Here is a 17,468-nt window from a genome sequence, read left to right as displayed (position 1 = left end):
CGACGTTAAGGTGCGGGATGGGGATCGCTCGGCTCGTCTGTCGGCTGGTACCCGCAGATATCATGTTGACGGTCCCTCCACCCTGGCTCCTACATACCTCGTAGGAGCCGGGAGGAACATACAAGCCCATGCTCGGCTGTCGCGCGCAGCGCGGGGTTTCTGCGATCGCGATGAAGAGCAGCCGAGCGTCGGCTCGGCTACAGAATCTGCACCGCCCCCGGGCGGCCGTGGGTCACCTGGAAGCGCGCCGTGGCGTGCACGGCGGCATCCGGGCGCAGCACGCTGTCGGCGAAGCGCAGCTCGGCGTCCACGGCCTGCCGGTTCAGCTGCAGCTTCCACCAGCCGCGGCGGTCGCCGTCGAAATAGCGGATATGCGGGTTCTGCGCGATCGACGGCCCGTAGTACCGCCCGTACGGTGTGTCGTCACCACCACTGCTGATCGCCGGGGCGATGAATTCGGTGGCCACGACCGGCGCGTTGGCTGCGTCGAAATCCAGCTTCAGGTCGTTGACGAAGGTGGAATGCCAGTCACCGCCGAGAACAATGGCATTGCCCTGCCCGCCCGCCTGCAGCGCCTGCAGCAGCCGGTTGCGTGCGGCGGGATAGCCATCCCAGGCGTCGTTCCAGAAGCGTTCGCGCGGTGTGCCGCCGTCCAGCCGCAGTTGCGCCATCAGCAGCTGCTGCACCACCACGTTCCAGCGCGTGCCCCTTGCGGCGGCCATCGACTGCGCGAACCACGCTTCCTGGCCCGTGCCGAGCATGCTCATGCGTGGGTCCAGCGCGGCGTCGCAGCGTGGCGACTCGCCCACCCCGCACGGATTGGCCGGGCGGAACTGGCGGCAATCCAGCAGCGTCAGCTGTGCCAGATCGCCATAGCGCAGCCGTCGGTGCACGCGCAGGCCGCCATTGCCCGCGGGCGTGCTGCGCATCGGCAGGTGTTCGTAGAACGCGCGGTAGGCCGCCGCGCGCCGCACGATGAAGTCCTCGATCGATGTGCCGGGCTTCTCCGGATGGATGCCGGAGTAGTCGTTCTGCACCTCGTGGTCGTCCCAGATCACCGCGAAAGCGTGCGCGGCATGGGCTGCCTGCAGATCCGGATCGAGCTTGTACAGCGCGTACTGGTCACGGTAGCGCTCCAGGCTCACGGTCTCTCCACTGAAACGCGCCGCGTCCAGCGTGCTGCCGCGTGCGTTCTGCAGCGGGCTGTATTCGTACAGGTAGTCGCCCGCATGCAACACCAGGTCGACATCGCTCTGCGCGATATCGCGCAGCACCGGGTAGTAGCCACTGTTCCAGGCCTGGCAGGTGCACAGTGCCAGCCGCAGCTGCTGCAGCTGCGTCTCCAGCAACGGCGCGGTGCGGAAGTGGCCGACCGCACTTTCCTCATCGCCATCGCAGGCAAAACGATAGTAGTAGTCGCGGCCGGGACGCAGGCCGTTGACCTCCACGTGTACCGAATGGGCCAGCTCCGGCACCGCAGCAGCCACGCCTCGCTGCACCAGCCGGCGCATGCTGGGGTCTTCGGCCACGAACCAGCGAACCGGCACCGCCCGCGACGGCATCCCGCCGCCGTTGAGCGGGTCGGGCGCCAGCCGCGTCCACAACACAGCCCCCTGCGGATCCGGATCACCGGCGGCGACGCCGAGGGTGAACGGATCACGGCCCAGCCGCGGCCGTGGGCCGGCCGTGGCCAGCCCCGGCATCGCCGCCAGCGCGATCGCCGCCCCCGTGCCCTGCCACGCCATGCGCAGCAGGCGACGGCGGCTTTCCGGATCCGCCGGCCCGCGCATCAGAAGCGCACGGTGGCAGTGGCCATCACCTGCCGCGGCGCGCCGACCTGCATGGTCGCCAGGCTGCGGGTCGGGTCGGCGGCATAGGTACCGTTGGTGTTGATCGAAGACAGGTAGCGCTTGTCGGTCAGGTTGGTCAGGTTCAGCGCCACGGTCAGGTTCTGTGCCGGGCCCAGCGCGCCGAAGTCATAGGCCACGGAGGCATTGACCAGCCAGTAGCTCGGCACCGACACGTCGTTGGTATAGGTCACGTAGCGCTTGCCGACGTGGTTGGCCGACAGGCGCATGTCCCACGGGCCCGGGGTCCAGGCCAGGGTGCTGGCAAACATCCATTCCGGGGTGTCGACGGTCTTCTTGCCGCGGGTCGGCACCACGCCGTTGTTCACGTAGTCGTTGTCGTAGGTGCTGTCATTCCAGGACAGTGCGTTGGACCACGCCAGGTCCTGCATCGGCTTCAGCTGCAGGGTCGCCTCGGCGCCGCGGCTGGTTACCGAACCCACGTTGGAGAACAGCGCCGGGCAACCGAGGATGCCCACGCACTGTGCGATCGCCAGCAGTCGGTTGTCGAACTTGACGTCGTACACCGCAACCGAGGCTTCATAGCCCTGCCCGTAGCCGCGCCAGCCCAGCTCCAGGGTGCGCGACTGTTCCGGCTTCAGGTTCTGCGCACTGGCATCGAACGCCGCCTGCGGCACGTTGAACGGGCTGCCCACGCCCAGCGCATAGGCGGCGATGTTCTTGGCGAACGAACCAAAGATCTCGTTGCCTTCGTTGAGCTTGAAGTTGAATCCCGCCTGCGGCAGCAGGCCCTTCTTCGAGGTCAGGCTGCTGTTGTTGGCATAGCTGCCCAGCGGCGTGCGCACGCTGGTGCGGGTATGCGGCGACTTCGCACCGATGTCGATGGTCAGGCGGTCATCGAACAGGCGGAAACGATCCTGCACGTAGAACTGGCGGGTGATGGTGGTGTAGCGCTGATGCCACACGCGCTGGTCCGGGTTGCGCAGGAAGAAGTCGTCGGTAATCGGGCCGTCGATGTAGTAGAAGTTGCGCTGCACGCTGTGGCCGTTGTCCTCGTACCAGAGGCCGGCCTCCAGCTCGTGGCCAGCAACGTTCCAGGTGAACGCCGAGGTCACGCCGGTGCGGTCGATCGCGTACTCGGTGGTGCGGATCGAGATCGGGATCTCGCGGCTGGTGCCCGGATTGGACGGATTGGACGGGCTGAACCAGTGGCCCTGGCCACGATTGCTGTGGTTGTAGACGTTGACCTTCAGCCGCATCGACTCGTTCAGGCCGAAATCGCCGGCGATGCTGGACAGGTCGTCATTGCGCAGTCCGTGGCCGGAGTAATACGCATCCCAGGGGCTGTTGACGCCGCCGCTGAATTTTCCGCGTGCCGCGGCAACGGCGCGATCCCAGTCCGGCGCGTAGTTGTCCCAGTCCCAGCCAAGACGATCGATCATCTCCAGCGACAGATCCTGGTAGTCGGCCTCGACGCGGCGCGAGGCGTTGAACAGCGCGGTGATCTTGCTGTCTGCACCAAAGTTGTAGGTGGCCTTGCCGTTGAACTGCTTCAGTTCCTGCGAGCCCTTGCCCTTCCACTTGTCGCCTTCGGAGTACACGCCGGACAGGTAGGCAGCAAAGCCCTGGTGCTCACCGGTCTCCAGGCGTGCATAGCTGCGGCGCGCACTGTCACTGCCAAAGCCCTGCGCCAGCACCACCCCGTATTCGGTGGACGGATCGATCGAATAGAACTGGAATACGCCACCGAGATTGCTGGTGGACGGCGTGCCAAGCGCGCCGATGCCGGTGGACACTTCGGCACCGCCCAGGTTCTCGCTGATCACGGCACGGCTGATATGCAGGCCGTTGCTGTTGCCATAGGCCATGTTGCCCAGCGGAATGCCATCGAGCGTATAGCCCAGGCGGTTCTGGTTGAAGCCACGCAGGCTGATGGTGGTGGACCATTCGTAGGCGCCGGTGGCATCGGCCGACTCGAAGTGCACGCCGGGTTTGCTGGCCAGCAGCTTCAGCGGGTTGGCACCGGGCGGAAGAATCTTCATGTCCTCGGCGGTCACGCGCTGCACCTGGCGGGCTTCGCCGCGGCCGATCACCGAGATCGAATCGAGGGTGGTGGCCGACTGCGCGTCGGTGGCGGGGGCGGTTTCAGCGGCAGCCAGCGACGGCAGCGAAGCACAGACCAGCAGGGCCAACAGATTGCGGCGAAGCGGAGCGTGGGACGGCATGGAGGCGGATTCCTTGGGCACGCTGGACGCCGAAGGGCGGCGTCGAAGGGCAGCAGCGGCGGAATCGTAGAAGCGTCGCGTTACATGTCATTTACACGCCACATACGGAATTTTGGCGTTCCGAATGGTGCTGGAGCCGGAACCTGGCCCAGTCGAAAGAGCCGGGCGTGGGCCCGGCTCTACACGGAGCAAGGGAAACACCCGTTATTCGAACGAACCGACCGAATCGTGGGCCAGGTTGTCGAAGCGGGTGTATTCGCCGAAGAACTTCAGCTTGCACGAACCGGTCGGGCCACCACGGTGCTTGCCGATGATGATCTCGGCCAGGCCCTTGTCCGGCGAATTTTCCTTGTTGTAGTAGTCGTCGCGGTAGATGAACACGATCATGTCCGCGTCCTGCTCGATTGCGCCCGACTCGCGCAGATCGGCCATCACCGGGCGCTTGTCGGTACGCGTTTCCAGCGAGCGGTTGAGCTGGGACAGCGCGATCACCGGCACGTTCAGTTCCTTGGCCAGTCCCTTCAGCGAACGCGAGATTTCCGAGATCTCGGTTGCCCGGTTTTCACTGTTGCCCGGCACGCTCATCAGCTGCAGGTAGTCGATCACGATCAGGCCGAGATCATGCTCGCGCTTGAGGCGGCGGCACTTGGAGCGCAGCACTTCCGGCGACACGCCCGGCGTATCGTCGATGAAGATCTTGGTTTCCTTCAGCATCTTGATCGCGCTGGTGACGCGGCTCCAGTCCTCGTCTTCCAGCTGGCCGGTACGCAGGCGCTGCGCGTTGATGCGGCCATTGGAGGAAATCAGGCGCATCGCCAGCTGCGATGCCGACATTTCCATCGAGAACACCGCCACGCCCTTCTTCGACTTGATCGCCGCGTACTCGGCGATGTTCAGCGCGAAGGTGGTCTTGCCCATCGCCGGGCGCGCCGCGAGGATGATCAGGTCGGTCGGCTGCAGGCCGGCGGTCATCGCATCGAAATCGTTGTAACCGGTCGGCAGGCCGGTGATGTTGCCGCCGTTCTCGAAGCGGTTGCGCAGCTCCTCGAAGGCATCCTTCAGTGCACCGGGCATGGCCACGAAATCGGTACGGCCACGCGCGCCCTGTTCGGCGATGGCGAACACGCTCTTTTCCGCCGACGCCAGCAGCTCGCTGCTGTCACGCCCCTCGGGCTGGAAACCGTCGTTGACGATGTCGGTGCCGACCTGGATCAGCTGCCGCAGCACCGCCTTGTCGCGCACGATCTCGGCGTAGGCCACGATGTTGGCGGCCGACGGCGTGGTACTGGCCAGTTCGATCAGGTAGGCGCCGTCGCCCACCAGTTCCATCTTGCCCTGCGATTCAAACCACTCGCCCAGGGTCACCGCATCGAACGGCCGTTCGCGCTCGGACAGCTCGCGGATCGCACGGTAGATCATCTGGTGATCGCGACGATAGAAGTCGCCTTCAGTCAGCTGGTCGTTGACCCGGTCATACGCCTCGGGTGCCAGCATCAGGCCACCCAGCACCGCCTGCTCGGCTTCCACCGAATGTGGCGGTACCCGCAACTGGTCGATGCGCGACTCGTCGCGATCGCGATCGAAGCCATCACCGCGCTCTCTGCGGTTGGAACGGAAGCCGGGACGAGCGGACATGCTGCGGTGTTTCCTGCAAAAGTGGGCCAGACGAGTGTAGGCATGCGCCGACCCCGGCGACCATGGACAAGCCTGTGGATAAGCCGTGGAGAAACGGGGGATATCCGCCGGCGCCTGGCCAGACTGGCGTGGGGGTGTCGCACTGCCTGCGACGGGCGCCATTGCGGTGCCCGAGCGGGACATTATCGCAGATCGGGCGGCCGGGGTCGGAGCCCGCCGCTGCGCGCCGGGATCCGACCCCCGGCGTGGTTGGGGTCGGATCCCTCTGCAAAGCAGAGGGCGCTGACCCCATCGGCGTCAATCGCCCTTGGCGTGCACCGCGATCAGCGCCAGGAAGCGGTCCACGTAGCCCTGCAGGAATTTGTGCGTGCCCTCGTTGTGGATCGTGCCATCTGCATCGATCAGGCCGTCCTTGAAGTGGATGAATGCCTCGGGCTGGCCCAGCACGTGCATGTCCAGGAAGGCCAGGCTGTTGCGCAGATGCTGCTGGGCCACGGCAGTACCGATCTGGCCGATGGAGGCTCCGATCACCGCCGCCGGCTTGCCGGCAAACGCACTGTCACCGTAGGGGCGCGAGCCGATATCGATGGCGTTCTTGAGCACGCCCGGCACCGACCGGTTGTATTCCGGGGTCACGAACAGCACGGCGTCGGCGGCGCGCACCTGGTCCTTCAGCCGGGTGCCCTGCGGCGGGTAGTGCGCGTCGAAGTCCTGGTCGTACAACGGCAGGTCGCCGATCTGCACGTACTGGAAACGCGCGCGATCGCCGGCGATCTTCTCCAGCGCATGGGCCAGCTTGCGGTTGCAGGAGTCCTTGCGCAGGCTGCCGACGAACACGGCGATGGTGGGGACGGACATCGGTACATACTCCTCACGGTGCGGGAGGCCCAGCCTAGTCGCCGGGCCCGTGCAGGCCGGTGAAGATCAGCCGCCCACGACGCCTGCGCGCACCTGCCGCCAATGCGCCTGCCAGGCCTGGAACATCAGTACGTTCCACAGATGGGTATGCCACTTGCGCTGGCCTGCCAGGAACTGCTGCCACAGCGGCTGCACCGCCACTGCCGACAGCACGCCCTCGCGCTCCAGCCGCGCCGGCTGCAGCAGGTCCTCGGCCCAGGGCCGCAGGTCGCCCTTCAGCCAATCGCTGACCGGTGCACCGAAACCGCGCTTGGGACGGTGCACCATCGAATGCGGCACGTAACGGCCCAGCACCCGCTTGAGCAACACCTTGCTGGTCGTCTCGCTGCGCTTGAAGCCCAGCGGCAGCGACCAGGCAAACTCGGCCACGCGCCAGTCCAGCAGCGGCGCGCGCGCCTCCAGGCTGACCGCCATCGAGGTACGGTCGACCTTGCACAACAGGTCATCCGGCAGGTAGGTCACGAAATCGGCCAGCATCATCGCGTCGGCCGGCGTACCCGCGCCGTGCAGCGGATCGGCCAGGTCGTAGAAGCTGCCGGCGGCCTGCGCGCCGGGCACCGCCGCGGCCGGGTCGCGCCAGCGCGAGATGCGGTTGCGGTAGACGTCGCCGATGCCACGTGCGCCGGTCTCGGCCAGCAGCGCCGCCAGGCCACCGGTCCGCGAGGCTTCGCCCTGCTGCTGCGAGCGTGCGCCCATCCAGCGCCGCAGCGGCCCCGGCACGCGGCCGAGCATCTGCCAGTTGCGCAGCGCGCGTACATACCGGGTGTAGCCGAAGAACAGTTCATCGCCACCGTCGCCGGACAGCGCAACGGTCACGCCCTGCCGCGCCAGCCGGGCGACCAGCGCGGTCGGCACCTGCGAAGCATCGGCAAAAGGCTCATCGAACATCGCCGGCAACTGCGGCACCACCGCCAGCGCATCGGCGCCGCTGACGTACAACTCGGTGTGATCACAACCCAGGTGCGCAGCGAGCTCCCTGGCCAGCGGTGCTTCGTCATGCCCCGAATCGGTGAAGCCGATGCTGAAGCTGTGCACCGGCTGCCCGCTCTGCGCCTGCATCAGCGCCGCCACCAGCGATGAATCGGTGCCGCCGGACAGGAACACGCCCACCGGCACGTCGGCCACCATGCGCAACGCCACCGCGTCGCGCAGCAGTGCGTCCAGCTGCTCTTCGGCGTCCTCGATGCGGCCCTGGAACGGGGCGGCCAGCGCCGCCTGCATGCGCGCGCGCGCATCCCAGTACGGGCGCTGCGCCTGCTCCGGGCGATGTGCTGCGGCGCCTGCGGCCACCGCTGCTGCGTCCAGGCGCAGTACCCGGCCCGGCATCAGCTTGTAGCAGCGCTGGTGGATGCTGTGCGGCGCCGGGATGTAATCCAGCCGCAGCAGCAATGTGAGCGCATCACGATCGATGTCGTTGTCGAACGCCGGGTGTTGCCAGAGCGCCTTCAGTTCCGAACCGAACACCAGCGTGTCGCCAGCCCAGCCGTAGTACAGCGGCTTCTTGCCGACGCGGTCGCGGGCCAGCCACAGGCAACGCTCCTGGCGGTCCCACAGCGCGATGGCGAACATGCCGTTGCAGCGCTGCAGGGTGTCTTCCACGCCCCACTGCAGGATCGCCGCCAGCAGTACTTCGGTGTCGGAATGGCCGCGGAAGGCATGCCCCAGCGGCTCCAGTTCCTCGCGCAGGGCGGCGAAGTTGTAGACCTCGCCGTTGTAGGCCATCACGTAGCGACCGTCGGCCGAGGCCATCGGCTGGTGGCCCAGCGGGGACAGGTCGAGGATGCTCAGGCGGCGATGCGCCAGCGCGATGCCCGCCTCGGCATCGACCCAGCTGCCGCCATCATCCGGCCCGCGATGGTGCAGCGCCTGGCCCATCGCCAGGGCCTGCGCCTGCAGCGCCTCGGCCGACGCCAGCGGCGCCGGCAACAACATTCCCGCCAATCCACACATGCATCAGGGTTCCTGCGCCAGGTCGAGGGCGGCGCCAATCACCGCATTGTCGCTTGGAAGCCCGAACATTGCTGCCCCCGCCAGTGGCGTGTACGTATCGGCACCGCAGACCCGGCGCAGCGGCAGATGGCCGAACCCGGCCTCGACCAGCGCGGTGACCACCCCCTCACCCACCCCGCCGCTGTGGCGCCCTTCGTCCAGCACCAGCACCCGCCGTGCGCTGGCAGCCTGGGCGGCGATGAAGCCGGCATCCAGCGGGACCAGCCAGCGCAGGTCGACCACCCGGACCTGCCAGCCCAGCCGCTGCTCGATCGCCCGCGCCGCGCGCAATGCCATCGGCACGCCGTTGCCATAGGTATAGATCACCAGGTCGCCGGCTTCCGGCGCATAGACCCGGCCCTCGCCCGGCACCAGCGCCTGGCCCTGCGCCGGGTAGTCGAACAGCCACTGGCCGTCACCCGCTTCGTGCAGGTCCTTGCTCATGTACAGCGCGATCGGCTCCAGCAACACCGCCACGCGCCCATCCACCCGCGCCAGTGCCGCCAGCGTGCGCAGCATCATCACCGCATCGTCGCCGCGCGACGGGCAGCCCACCACCAGGCCCGGGATGTCGCGCAGCGCGGTGATCGAGTTGTCATTGTGGAAGTGGCCACCGAAGCCCTTCTGGTAGCCCAGTCCGGCCACCCGCACCAGCATCGGGTTGCGGTACTGGTCGTTGGAGAAGAACTGCAGCGAACACGCTTCGCCGCGCACCTGATCGATGGCGTTGTGCAGATAGGCCAGGTACTGGATCTCCGGAATCGGCAGCATGCCCAGGTTGGCCAGGCCCTGTGCCATCCCCAGGATCATGGTCTCGTCCAGCAGGGTGTTGAACACCCGGCGTGGGCCGAAGCGGCGCAGCAGATCCTTGGTGACGGTATAGACGCCACCCTTCTGCGCGACGTCCTCACCGAACAGCAGGCTCTGCGGATACTTCGCCAGCAGTTCCTGCAGGCCATGGTTGATCTGGATCGCCAGATGACGTGGCGCCTGCCGCTCAGGCAGGGCCTCCGCACCGCCATACAGCGCCTCGCGCGCCGCAGCGGGCACCTCGCGCCGCGCTTCGGCCTGCACCGCTGCGGGCGTGTACGGTGCCAGCGGCGCCATCACCTCCTGCAGCGACTGCAGCTTCGGGCGCCTTTCAGCATCGGCGGCGGCAGCCATGCAGCGCGCGCGCATCGTCTCGTAGGCCACCTCGATGGCTGCCGCATCCATCCAGCCCGATTCCATCGCGATCTGTGCCGAACGCAGCAGCGGATCCTGCGCCTCGGCCGCGCACAGTTCCGGCAACGCGCGCCATTCCACCTCGAAGTCGGTGCCGGCGTGGCCCATCAGGCGCGTGGTGCGCAGATGCAGGAAAGTCGGCCGTCGCGTGCGCCGGCAGTGGTCCACCGCCGCCTGCACCTGGGCATGCCCGGCGGCCAGGTCGAGGCCATCAGCGAAGAAATAATCGAGCCCCGGCTGGCGGCTGAACCGTTCGGCGATCCAGCCGTCCGGCGTCTTCACCGAGATGCCCAGGCCATTGTCCTCGCAGACGAACAGGACCGGAGCCGGCAGCTTCTGGTAGGCCGACCACATCGCGGTGTTGAATGCGGTCTGTGCAGTGGCATGGTTGGCCGAGGCATCGCCGAACGAGCACAGCACGACGCTGTCGGCCGGGATCGGAAGCGCGTGGCCCAGCCGCTTGCCACTCTCGATGGCCAGCGCGGTGCCCAGCGCTTTGGGCAGATGCGATGCGATGGTCGAGGTCTGCGGCAGCACCCATAGCGGTTTGCTGCCCCACACCTTGTGGCGGCCGCCGCTGGCCGGATCATCGGCGCTGGCAGCGAACGAAAGCGCGGCATCGCGCAGCGGGTCGATCCCCGGCACCTGGCGCGAACGCTCGGCCATGAAGGCGCCGGAGCGATAGTGCAGGAACGCCGGGTCGGTATGCCGGCTGGCCCGCGCCAGCAGCGCGTTGCCCTCGTGGCCGGACGAACCGATGGTGTAGAAGACCTTGTTCTGCACACGCAGTACGCGTGCCATCAGGTCCAGCTGACGGCTGGCCAGCTGCGAATCGAACAGTTCACCGAAAGCCATGGCGCTGAGCGTGCTGCCCGGCAGGATCGGCGCATCCGGCGCAGGACGAGTGCGCGGCGTACCTCGCCAGCCACGCACCGCGTCGAGGAAGTTGGCGTCGCATACTTCGGCGCGGTTGAGCACGCGCATGCGTGCAGGAATCGGATCTGGAACCACAGCAAACATCGAACACCCTCCGTGTCGTTGTTGCGTTCCGCCGGGCGCTGGCCCGGCGCTACCCTGTGGACATCAGGCGGCCTCGAAGCGCGCGCGCACTTCGGCGGTCACCGCCGGCATCGCCAGGAAGCGTGGCTGCTCACGCACGCGCAGCAGCCAGGCGCGCACCTCCGGGAACGGCGCCAGGCTGATGCCGCCCTCGCCCGCCACATCGGTATAGGCAAACAGCGCGATATCGGCGATGCCGTACCCGTTGCCGGTGAACCACTGCGCCTGGCGCAGGTGCTGCTCCATCACCGCCAGCGCGGTCGCGGCGCGTTCGTGCAGGCGTGGCAGTTCGGCGCGGCGCGGCGAATCGGGCGCGGTCCAGCCGCGGATGAAGCGCGCTACCGCCACGCAGGGCTCGTGCGTGTACTGCTCGAAGAACATCCAGCTCAGTGCCTGCGCGCGCTCCCAGCCATCGGTGGGCAGGTAGGGCGTGCCCTCGGCCAGCCAGAACAGGATCGCGTTGGATTCGGTCAGCACGCGGCCATCGTCGCGGACGATCAGCGGCACCTTGGCATTGGGATTGAGCGCGAGGAACTCGGCGCTGTGGGTCTGGCCATGGGCACTGTCCACTTCCACCCATCGGTAACGGCTGCCGAGCTGCTCCAGCAGCAGGCGGACCTTGTGGCAATTGCCGGACACCGACATGCCGTGCACCGTCAGCGGGACGCGCTCTTCCACCATTGCCTGCTCCATCGGATCCGGCCGGCGGCCGGCTGCGGGCAGTCTGGCAAGCGCGCCGGTGAATGCCAAGCGCGGGTGCAGCATGGCGGGTAATCTGTAGAGCCCAGCCCATGCTCGGCCGCATCTGGCGAACAGCAGCCGAGCATGGGCTCGGCTCTACAGCGGCGAACGGCGCCGCCGCCACTGCTCGCGCGACTGCCCCCAGATCTGCATGGGTTTGTCGTTGTACGGCGCTGGCAACTGCCCCATGCGCAGCAGGGTGCTGCCAAGCTTGCGCGCCACGGCCCGCGAGTTGTCGTTGTCCTCGGCGATGGTGTGGATCACCTCGTCCCAGCCCAGCGTATCGAACGCCCAATCGATCGCGGCGACCGCGGCTTCCGGCGCATAGCCCCGGCCCCAGCTGGCGTGGCGGATGCCCCAGCCCACCTCGGTGCCCGGCCAGTCCTGCGGCTGCCAGGGCCCCATCCGGCCAATCCAGTCGCCGCTGGATTTCTCAATCACGCTGAACATCGAGAAGCCGAACATCTGCCAGGCGCCCGCCAGGCCGCAGAAACCACGCCAGGCCACCGAGGGCGGCTGCACGCCACCCAGGGTGCGCATCGTTTCCTCGTCGGCGCAGAACGCCAGATACGGCTCGTAGTCCTCGCGCAGCAGCGGGCGCAGGATCAGGCGCTCGGTTTCGATGCGCAGGTCGAAGATGCTCATGCCGGCTCCATGTCGAAGGGAACGTCCATGATGGTGGATTCGCTGCCTGCGCGGATGAACATCGCCGGCGGCAACGAAACGGGCCGGCATGAGCCGGCCCGTCAGGTGCTGCAGGCTGCGCCTAGATTACTGGCGCGTGGCTGCGGCAGTGGCACCGGCAGCAGCGGTCTGCGTGACCAGCTGGCCATCGACCACCGGCAGGCGATCGCTGGCCGGCTTGTTGTCCATGCGCACCGTCTTCTCGGCGCCGTCATAGCGGTAGGTCACGTTGTAGCCCTTGACCACATCGGTGTTGCCCATGGCGATGCGGGTGCCCGGCTTGCTGGCCATGCGCATGCTGCCGGTGGTGCCGTCCTCGTTGCGGTAGGTCACGTTGTAACCGGTGACACGGCTCGACTCGGAGGTCGCGGTCTCGGTATGGCACTGGCGCTCGGTGCGGTTGACCACGCGGCCACCCACATGGCGCTTGTCGATCTCGTTGCCGATGAAGCCACCGGCCACGGCACCGGCGGCGGTCGCCGCCTTGCGGCCATTGCCGCGACCAACCTGGTTGCCGAGCAGGCCACCGACCACGGCGCCAACCACGGTACCGCCCACGTTGCCATCACGCTCCGGCAGGCGTTCCTGCACCGTCACGTCCTCGCAGACTTCATGCGGGGTCTGGGTGGTGGAGGTCTCGCGCACCGGATCGGTACCGATCACGGTGGCGTACGCCTTCTGCTTCTCGGTGATCGGATCGACCTTCAGCACATCGGCGTACTCAAGGCCGCGCGGCGCGGACGGGTCGAGCTTGTCACCACGCGCGCCATCGTCGGTGGCACTGCCATCGACCAGGCGCGACTCGCCATTGGGGGTTGCGGCGCTGATGGATTCGGGCGATTTGTCGCCACTCTTCATGAAGGCGGCGGTGGCGATGCCACCGACCAGCAGCGCGCCCGCTGCGACCAGGACAGTTGTAGTTGTGCTTTTCATGACCTGCTCCTTGCGGACCATCCGCAACGTTCTCGGGGCAGATTGCAGCATGTACTGCCTGAACGGAATCTCCACATTTCCTGCTCATTCCGGTAACCCATTCAGCATCGGGAAATGCTGGGCCCGTGATAGCGTTTGCATATTCCCCACGAGGATTCCCGCCATGGCCAACCCGATGCTGCTGCCGGTACTGCAATGGGCCCGCCGGCTGCGCTACCCCACCCTGTTCAAGCTCACCGCCGGCCTGTTCGTGCTGACGCTGTTCATCCCGGACCCGATCCCGTTCGTCGATGAGCTGGTGCTGGGCTTCGGCACGCTGCTGCTGGCCAACTGGAAGAACCGCAACCCCACCACGCCCCCGCCGCTGGAACAGCGTTGAGCCTGCTGGTCGACAGCCATTGCCATCTCGACGCGGGCGGTTTCGACCCTGACCGCGCCGCCGTGATCGAACGGGCGCGGGCTGCGGGTGTGGGGCAGCAGGTGGTGCCTGCGGTGACCGCTGCCAGCTGGCCGAAGCTGCGCGAGGTCTGCCAGCAGGCGCCAGGACTTTACCCTGCCTACGGCCTGCACCCGATGTTCCTGGCCGAGCACCGGCCTGAGCACCTGCCACTGCTGCGCGGGTGGATCGAGCGCGAACGCCCGTGTGCGATCGGCGAATGCGGCCTGGACTTCTTCATCGAGGGACTGGATGCCGAGGCCCAGCAGGTCTATTTCAACGGCCAGCTGGAGCTGGCTCGTGAATTCGACCTGCCGGTGATCGTGCACGCGCGACGCGCGGTGGATGCGGTGATCGCCGCCATCCGTCGCATCGGCGGCCTGCGCGGCGTGGTGCACAGCTTTTCCGGCAGCCCCGAACAGGCCGCGCAGCTGCACAGGCAGGGCTTCCTGCTGGGGCTTGGCGGCCCGCTGACCTACGAGCGGGCACAGCGCCTGCAGCGGCTGGTGCGCGAGATGCCGCTGGAGCAGCTGCTGCTGGAAACCGACGCGCCAGACCAGCCCGACGCCGGCATCCGCGGCCAGCGCAACGAACCGGCGCGGCTGGCGATCATTGCCCGCCACGTGGCCGCGTTGCGCGGGATGGAGCTGGAGGCCGTGGCGCAGGCCACGACCGAGAACGCGCGGCGGCTGTTCGCGCTGCCGGCAATGTAACGGCTGGTGCCGGCCGCTGGCCGGCACGATCCATCACGCCTCGCTGGCCTCGATCGTTTCGGCCTTCACCTTCTTCTTCGGCTCCAGCAGCATCTCCAGCGCCTTGCCCACCGCCGCGAAGGCGAACGCGCCGGTGATATGGGTCGCCGCGCCCAGGCCGGCGCCGCAATCCAGCTTCAGCGCCGCATCGGCACCGAGGTTCGGGCGGATGCCGCAGACGCTGCCATCGGCCTGCGGGTACTTCACATTCTCCAGCGAATACACCGCCGGCACGCCGAAATAGCGCTTGGCGTTCTTCGGGAAGTTGAACTCGCTGCGCAGCTTCTTGCGGATCAGCGCCAGCATGGCGTCATGCTCGGTGCGCGAGACATCGCGGATACGCACCAGGGTTGGGTCGGTACGGCCACCGGCAGCGCCGACGGTCAGCAACGGCAGCTTGCGGCGGCGGCACCAGGCAATCGTCTCGACCTTCACCCGGAAGCTGTCGCAGGCATCGATCACCAGATCGAACCCACGGTCCAGCAGCTCAGCCATGTTGGACATCGTCAGGAATGCCTGCACGGCATCGACCTCGATCCCCGGGTTGATTGCGCGGCAGCGCTCGGCCATCGCCTCGGCCTTGTTGCGCCCGTAGTTGCCTTCCATCGCCGGCAGCTGCCGGTTGGTGTTGGACACGCAGATGTCATCGGCATCGATCAGGGTCAGGTGGCCGACGGCCGAACGGGCCAGCGCCTCCACCACCCACGAGCCGACGCCACCCATGCCCACCACCGCCACGCGGCTGCCCTGCAGGCGCTCGAGCGCGCCCACGCCATACAGCCGTTCGATGCCGGCGAAGCGTTGTTTGACCTGTTCGTTCATCGGGCTATTTTAACGTGCAGGCGCTGGCGCCCGCAGTACGCCGGCATCGAACCCACCGTTGCACGCCCGGAGAGCCCGCATGAACGCCAGCCCGCCCCGCCGCCTGTCCACCGCCCACCGCTACCAGTTCGTGCTCTGCCTGGGCCTGCTGCTCGGCCTGATCGCCACGGTGATGGTCGGCCGCGCCCTGCAGGCCCGTCGCGACCCGTTCCCGGGCAGCCTGATGCAGGTGATGCAGCGGCAGTCGCAGCTGCTGCAGCAGGCCCAGCAGCAGAACCGCTGCAGCCTGGCCGACAGCGTGCCGCGGCTGCAGGCGCTGCGCCTGCTGTCCAACGACCTGGACCTGGCCTTTCCCGGGCTGAAGGACAGTGCGCAGTTCCAGCAGCACGCCAGCCAGCTGCGCGGCAACCTCAACACAGCACTGGCCGCACCGCCAGGCGATTGCAACGCCCTCGCCCAGGTGGCGGAAACGCTGCAGGCCGACTGCCGCGCCTGCCACCAGGATTTCCGCTGAGGCGCATTCATCCTGCAGCCGGGCATAGCGCATACGGTTGGCGCGCTGTTCACGTTCGAAAGGAGAGGATTCCTCCACCCTGCTGCATGACGCAGTACCACCCAACACACCCGCCTTCACGGCCAGGAGACGCCCCATGAAGATCCAGCTCATCGCCGCCAGCGCCATCGCAACCCTTGCGCTGGCCGGCTGTGCCACCTCGCCTGGTTACGGTGGTGGTGGTTACAACAATGGCTACAACAACGGCGGCTACGGCAACAATGGCGGTTACAACCAGGGCCGCTGCGCCGACTGCGGCATCGTCACCCGCATCAACACCGTGCCCTCGGGCCGTACCGCGCCCAGCGCGACCGGCGCGATCCTCGGCGGCATCGTCGGCGCCGTGGCCGGCCATGAAATCTCCGACCACACCGGTGGCAGCCGTGGCAACAAGAACATCGCTGCCGCTGCAGGCGCGGTCGGTGGCGCCCTGGCTGGCAACCAGATCCAGAAGAATGTCACCAGCGATACCTACGACATCAGCGTGCGCATGGACGATGGCCGCACCATCGTGGTCAACCAGCGCGACCTGGGTGGCATCCGCGAAAACACCTACGTGCGCGTGGTCAACGGCAAGGTCATCCTGCGCTGACCTGCACCGGGCCAACGGCAAAGAAAAAGGCCCGCTTGCGCGGGCCTTTTTCATGCCGACAGGCGGCGGGTATTACACCGGCTGCACCTTGTCAGCCTGCAGGCCCTTCTGGCCCTGCACGACTTCAAAGCTCACAGTCTGGCCTTCCTTGAGGCTCTTGAAGCCCTGGGTCTCGATGGCGCGGAAGTGCACGAACACGTCCTCGCCATTCTGCCGGCTGATGAAGCCGAAGCCCTTCGCATCATTGAACCACTTTACGGTACCGGTCTCGCGCTCAGCCATCTCACTAACTCCCTTTGACTCTCTCTTGTTGTTGGAAACGCCTGGTGGGCGGCTGACAAGCAAGGGGGAAGCGAGGTGCATCGATGCAGCGGATCGGGAAGATCTTGCTTCATCAGGCCACGATCCACGGTGACCTTGCCAAGCTCAGCGACTGCAACTTAACCCGCCCAAAACGAAAAAGCAACTGGCAAAATCTTTCACTGTCAACCCCAAAACAGACACCATACGGGACAGCATGGGACTCTCATTCATCTTGTATCTGCTAGCGGTCATTTTTGTCCTGATCGGCATCGCCGGCATCATCCTGCCGGCCCTCCCGGGCATCCCGCTGGTGTTCATCGGACTGCTGCTGGCCGCGTGGGCTGACGGCTTCGCCCATGTCGGCTGGCCCACCCTGGTCGCACTGGGCGTACTGACCCTGCTCTCACTGCTGGTGGACGTGCTGGCCACGGTGGTCGGCGCGCAGCGCGTCGGCGCCAGCCGCAAGGCCCTGTGGGGAACCTTCGTCGGCAGCATCGTCGGCCTGTTCTTCATGCCCATCGGCCTGTTTGCCGGACCACTGTTCGGTGCCCTGCTCGGCGAGTACTGGCATACCCGCGAACTGGGCCGCTCGACCAAGGTCGGCCTGGCCACCTGGCTCGGCATCCTGCTGGGCCTGGCACTGAAACTGGCCGTGGTGATCGCAATGCTGGGCCTGTTCGCATTCGCCTGGTTCTTCTGAGCCACAAGGCCTTCACGCCACGCGCACGCTGTAGCCGTGCATAAACCGTGGGGCTGGCCGCGATCCGGTCCAGCCGCCACACTGTGCAATTCCC

At 67.0% G+C, this 17,468-nt stretch carries 16 protein-coding genes; 5 read left to right on the top strand and 11 right to left on the bottom strand.

Going from position 1 to position 17,468, the window contains the following annotated elements:
• Nucleotides 1-197: 197 nt before the first annotated feature.
• The 9 genes from B9Y64_RS10980 to B9Y64_RS10940 all read right to left on the bottom strand — a co-directional run bounded on the left by B9Y64_RS10980 (nucleotide 198) and on the right by B9Y64_RS10940 (nucleotide 13,216).
• Nucleotides 198-1,790, bottom strand: a complete 1,593-nt coding sequence (locus tag B9Y64_RS10980; RefSeq protein WP_100440673.1) for an alkaline phosphatase D family protein — start codon at nucleotides 1,788-1,790, stop codon at nucleotides 198-200.
• A complete protein-coding gene (locus B9Y64_RS10975) occupies nucleotides 1,790-4,033 on the bottom strand; it encodes a TonB-dependent receptor family protein (protein ID WP_100440672.1) in 2,244 nt (747 codons plus the stop codon). The genes B9Y64_RS10980 and B9Y64_RS10975 overlap by 1 nt, the downstream gene beginning before the upstream one ends.
• A gap of 204 nt (nucleotides 4,034-4,237) precedes the next feature.
• Nucleotides 4,238-5,668 (bottom strand): replicative DNA helicase, encoded by a 1,431-nt coding sequence (locus B9Y64_RS10970; protein WP_075677331.1) that lies wholly within the window; start codon nucleotides 5,666-5,668, stop codon nucleotides 4,238-4,240.
• A 297-nt stretch (nucleotides 5,669-5,965) separates the two neighbouring features.
• Nucleotides 5,966-6,526 carry an NADPH-dependent FMN reductase gene (locus B9Y64_RS10965; RefSeq protein WP_100440671.1) on the bottom strand — a complete coding sequence of 187 codons (561 nt, stop codon included), beginning with the start codon at nucleotides 6,524-6,526 and terminating at the stop codon, nucleotides 5,966-5,968.
• A gap of 66 nt (nucleotides 6,527-6,592) precedes the next feature.
• Entirely contained in the window at nucleotides 6,593-8,536 is a 1,944-nt protein-coding gene (asnB, locus tag B9Y64_RS10960) for an asparagine synthase (glutamine-hydrolyzing) (RefSeq protein ID WP_100440670.1), read from the bottom strand.
• 3 nt (nucleotides 8,537-8,539) lie between these two features.
• Nucleotides 8,540-10,819, bottom strand: coding sequence for a thiamine pyrophosphate-dependent enzyme (locus tag B9Y64_RS10955; protein ID WP_100440669.1), 2,280 nt, complete (start codon nucleotides 10,817-10,819; stop codon nucleotides 8,540-8,542).
• A gap of 63 nt (nucleotides 10,820-10,882) precedes the next feature.
• On the bottom strand, nucleotides 10,883-11,539 hold the full coding sequence (locus B9Y64_RS10950) for a glutathione S-transferase family protein (protein ID WP_100440716.1): 657 nt from the start codon (nucleotides 11,537-11,539) through the stop codon (nucleotides 10,883-10,885).
• Nucleotides 11,540-11,695: 156 nt separating this feature from the next.
• The gene (locus B9Y64_RS10945) at nucleotides 11,696-12,244 is read right to left on the bottom strand and encodes a GNAT family N-acetyltransferase (protein WP_100440668.1); all 549 of its coding nucleotides are present in this window, start codon (nucleotides 12,242-12,244) and stop codon (nucleotides 11,696-11,698) included.
• Between the two features lie 126 nt (nucleotides 12,245-12,370).
• Nucleotides 12,371-13,216, bottom strand: a complete 846-nt coding sequence (locus B9Y64_RS10940; protein WP_100440715.1) for a glycine zipper 2TM domain-containing protein — start codon at nucleotides 13,214-13,216, stop codon at nucleotides 12,371-12,373.
• 163 nt (nucleotides 13,217-13,379) lie between these two features.
• Here B9Y64_RS10940 and B9Y64_RS10935 point away from each other — a divergent pair, with 163 nt between their 5' ends.
• Both B9Y64_RS10935 and B9Y64_RS10930 read left to right on the top strand, forming a co-directional pair.
• Nucleotides 13,380-13,595: a DUF6116 family protein gene (locus B9Y64_RS10935; RefSeq protein ID WP_100440667.1), complete on the top strand. Its 216-nt coding sequence runs from the start codon at nucleotides 13,380-13,382 to the stop codon at nucleotides 13,593-13,595.
• Nucleotides 13,592-14,365 carry a TatD family hydrolase gene (locus tag B9Y64_RS10930; protein WP_100440666.1) on the top strand — a complete coding sequence of 258 codons (774 nt, stop codon included), beginning with the start codon at nucleotides 13,592-13,594 and terminating at the stop codon, nucleotides 14,363-14,365. Before B9Y64_RS10935 ends, B9Y64_RS10930 begins: the two co-directional genes overlap by 4 nt.
• A 33-nt stretch (nucleotides 14,366-14,398) precedes the next feature.
• Here the strand turns inward: B9Y64_RS10930 and B9Y64_RS10925 are convergent, their stop codons facing one another.
• Nucleotides 14,399-15,226: a tRNA threonylcarbamoyladenosine dehydratase gene (locus B9Y64_RS10925; RefSeq protein WP_100440665.1), complete on the bottom strand. Its 828-nt coding sequence runs from the start codon at nucleotides 15,224-15,226 to the stop codon at nucleotides 14,399-14,401.
• Between the two features lie 79 nt (nucleotides 15,227-15,305).
• On the opposite strand from B9Y64_RS10925, the gene B9Y64_RS10920 reads away from it, so the two are divergent.
• Together B9Y64_RS10920 and B9Y64_RS10915 are read left to right on the top strand one after the other, a co-directional pair.
• A complete protein-coding gene (locus B9Y64_RS10920; protein WP_100440664.1) occupies nucleotides 15,306-15,740 on the top strand; it encodes a cytochrome c in 435 nt (144 codons plus the stop codon).
• 136 nt (nucleotides 15,741-15,876) lie between these two features.
• Nucleotides 15,877-16,371 carry a glycine zipper 2TM domain-containing protein gene (locus tag B9Y64_RS10915; RefSeq protein WP_005410289.1) on the top strand — a complete coding sequence of 165 codons (495 nt, stop codon included), beginning with the start codon at nucleotides 15,877-15,879 and terminating at the stop codon, nucleotides 16,369-16,371.
• A 72-nt stretch (nucleotides 16,372-16,443) separates the two neighbouring features.
• Here the strand turns inward: B9Y64_RS10915 and B9Y64_RS10910 are convergent, their stop codons facing one another.
• Nucleotides 16,444-16,653 (bottom strand): cold-shock protein, encoded by a 210-nt coding sequence (locus B9Y64_RS10910; protein ID WP_014647720.1) that lies wholly within the window; start codon nucleotides 16,651-16,653, stop codon nucleotides 16,444-16,446.
• A 235-nt stretch (nucleotides 16,654-16,888) separates the two neighbouring features.
• On the opposite strand from B9Y64_RS10910, the gene B9Y64_RS10905 reads away from it, so the two are divergent.
• Nucleotides 16,889-17,374 (top strand): DUF456 domain-containing protein, encoded by a 486-nt coding sequence (locus tag B9Y64_RS10905; protein WP_100440663.1) that lies wholly within the window; start codon nucleotides 16,889-16,891, stop codon nucleotides 17,372-17,374.
• The last annotated feature ends 94 nt before the right edge of the window (nucleotides 17,375-17,468 follow it).

The sequence above is a fragment of the Stenotrophomonas maltophilia genome (assembly GCF_002799245.1).
Taxonomy (GTDB): Bacteria; Pseudomonadota; Gammaproteobacteria; order Xanthomonadales; family Xanthomonadaceae; genus Stenotrophomonas; species Stenotrophomonas maltophilia_S.
Note: the sequence above shows the minus strand (reverse complement) of the source record. Positions and strands in the feature narration are given on the sequence as shown.

Coding starts and splice junctions, on each gene's coding strand:
- B9Y64_RS10980 (WP_100440673.1), bottom strand. CDS start 1,790: ATGCGCGGGCCGGCGGATCCGGAAAGCCGCCGTCGCCTGCTGCGCATG.
- B9Y64_RS10975 (WP_100440672.1), bottom strand. CDS start 4,033: ATGCCGTCCCACGCTCCGCTTCGCCGCAATCTGTTGGCCCTGCTGGTC.
- B9Y64_RS10970 (WP_075677331.1), bottom strand. CDS start 5,668: ATGTCCGCTCGTCCCGGCTTCCGTTCCAACCGCAGAGAGCGCGGTGAT.
- B9Y64_RS10965 (WP_100440671.1), bottom strand. CDS start 6,526: ATGTCCGTCCCCACCATCGCCGTGTTCGTCGGCAGCCTGCGCAAGGAC.
- asnB (WP_100440670.1), bottom strand. CDS start 8,536: ATGTGTGGATTGGCGGGAATGTTGTTGCCGGCGCCGCTGGCGTCGGCC.
- B9Y64_RS10955 (WP_100440669.1), bottom strand. CDS start 10,819: ATGTTTGCTGTGGTTCCAGATCCGATTCCTGCACGCATGCGCGTGCTC.
- B9Y64_RS10950 (WP_100440716.1), bottom strand. CDS start 11,539: ATGGTGGAAGAGCGCGTCCCGCTGACGGTGCACGGCATGTCGGTGTCC.
- B9Y64_RS10945 (WP_100440668.1), bottom strand. CDS start 12,244: ATGAGCATCTTCGACCTGCGCATCGAAACCGAGCGCCTGATCCTGCGC.
- B9Y64_RS10940 (WP_100440715.1), bottom strand. CDS start 13,216: ATGAAAAGCACAACTACAACTGTCCTGGTCGCAGCGGGCGCGCTGCTG.
- B9Y64_RS10935 (WP_100440667.1), top strand. CDS start 13,380: ATGGCCAACCCGATGCTGCTGCCGGTACTGCAATGGGCCCGCCGGCTG.
- B9Y64_RS10925 (WP_100440665.1), bottom strand. CDS start 15,226: ATGAACGAACAGGTCAAACAACGCTTCGCCGGCATCGAACGGCTGTAT.
- B9Y64_RS10920 (WP_100440664.1), top strand. CDS start 15,306: ATGAACGCCAGCCCGCCCCGCCGCCTGTCCACCGCCCACCGCTACCAG.
- B9Y64_RS10915 (WP_005410289.1), top strand. CDS start 15,877: ATGAAGATCCAGCTCATCGCCGCCAGCGCCATCGCAACCCTTGCGCTG.
- B9Y64_RS10910 (WP_014647720.1), bottom strand. CDS start 16,653: ATGGCTGAGCGCGAGACCGGTACCGTAAAGTGGTTCAATGATGCGAAG.
- B9Y64_RS10905 (WP_100440663.1), top strand. CDS start 16,889: ATGGGACTCTCATTCATCTTGTATCTGCTAGCGGTCATTTTTGTCCTG.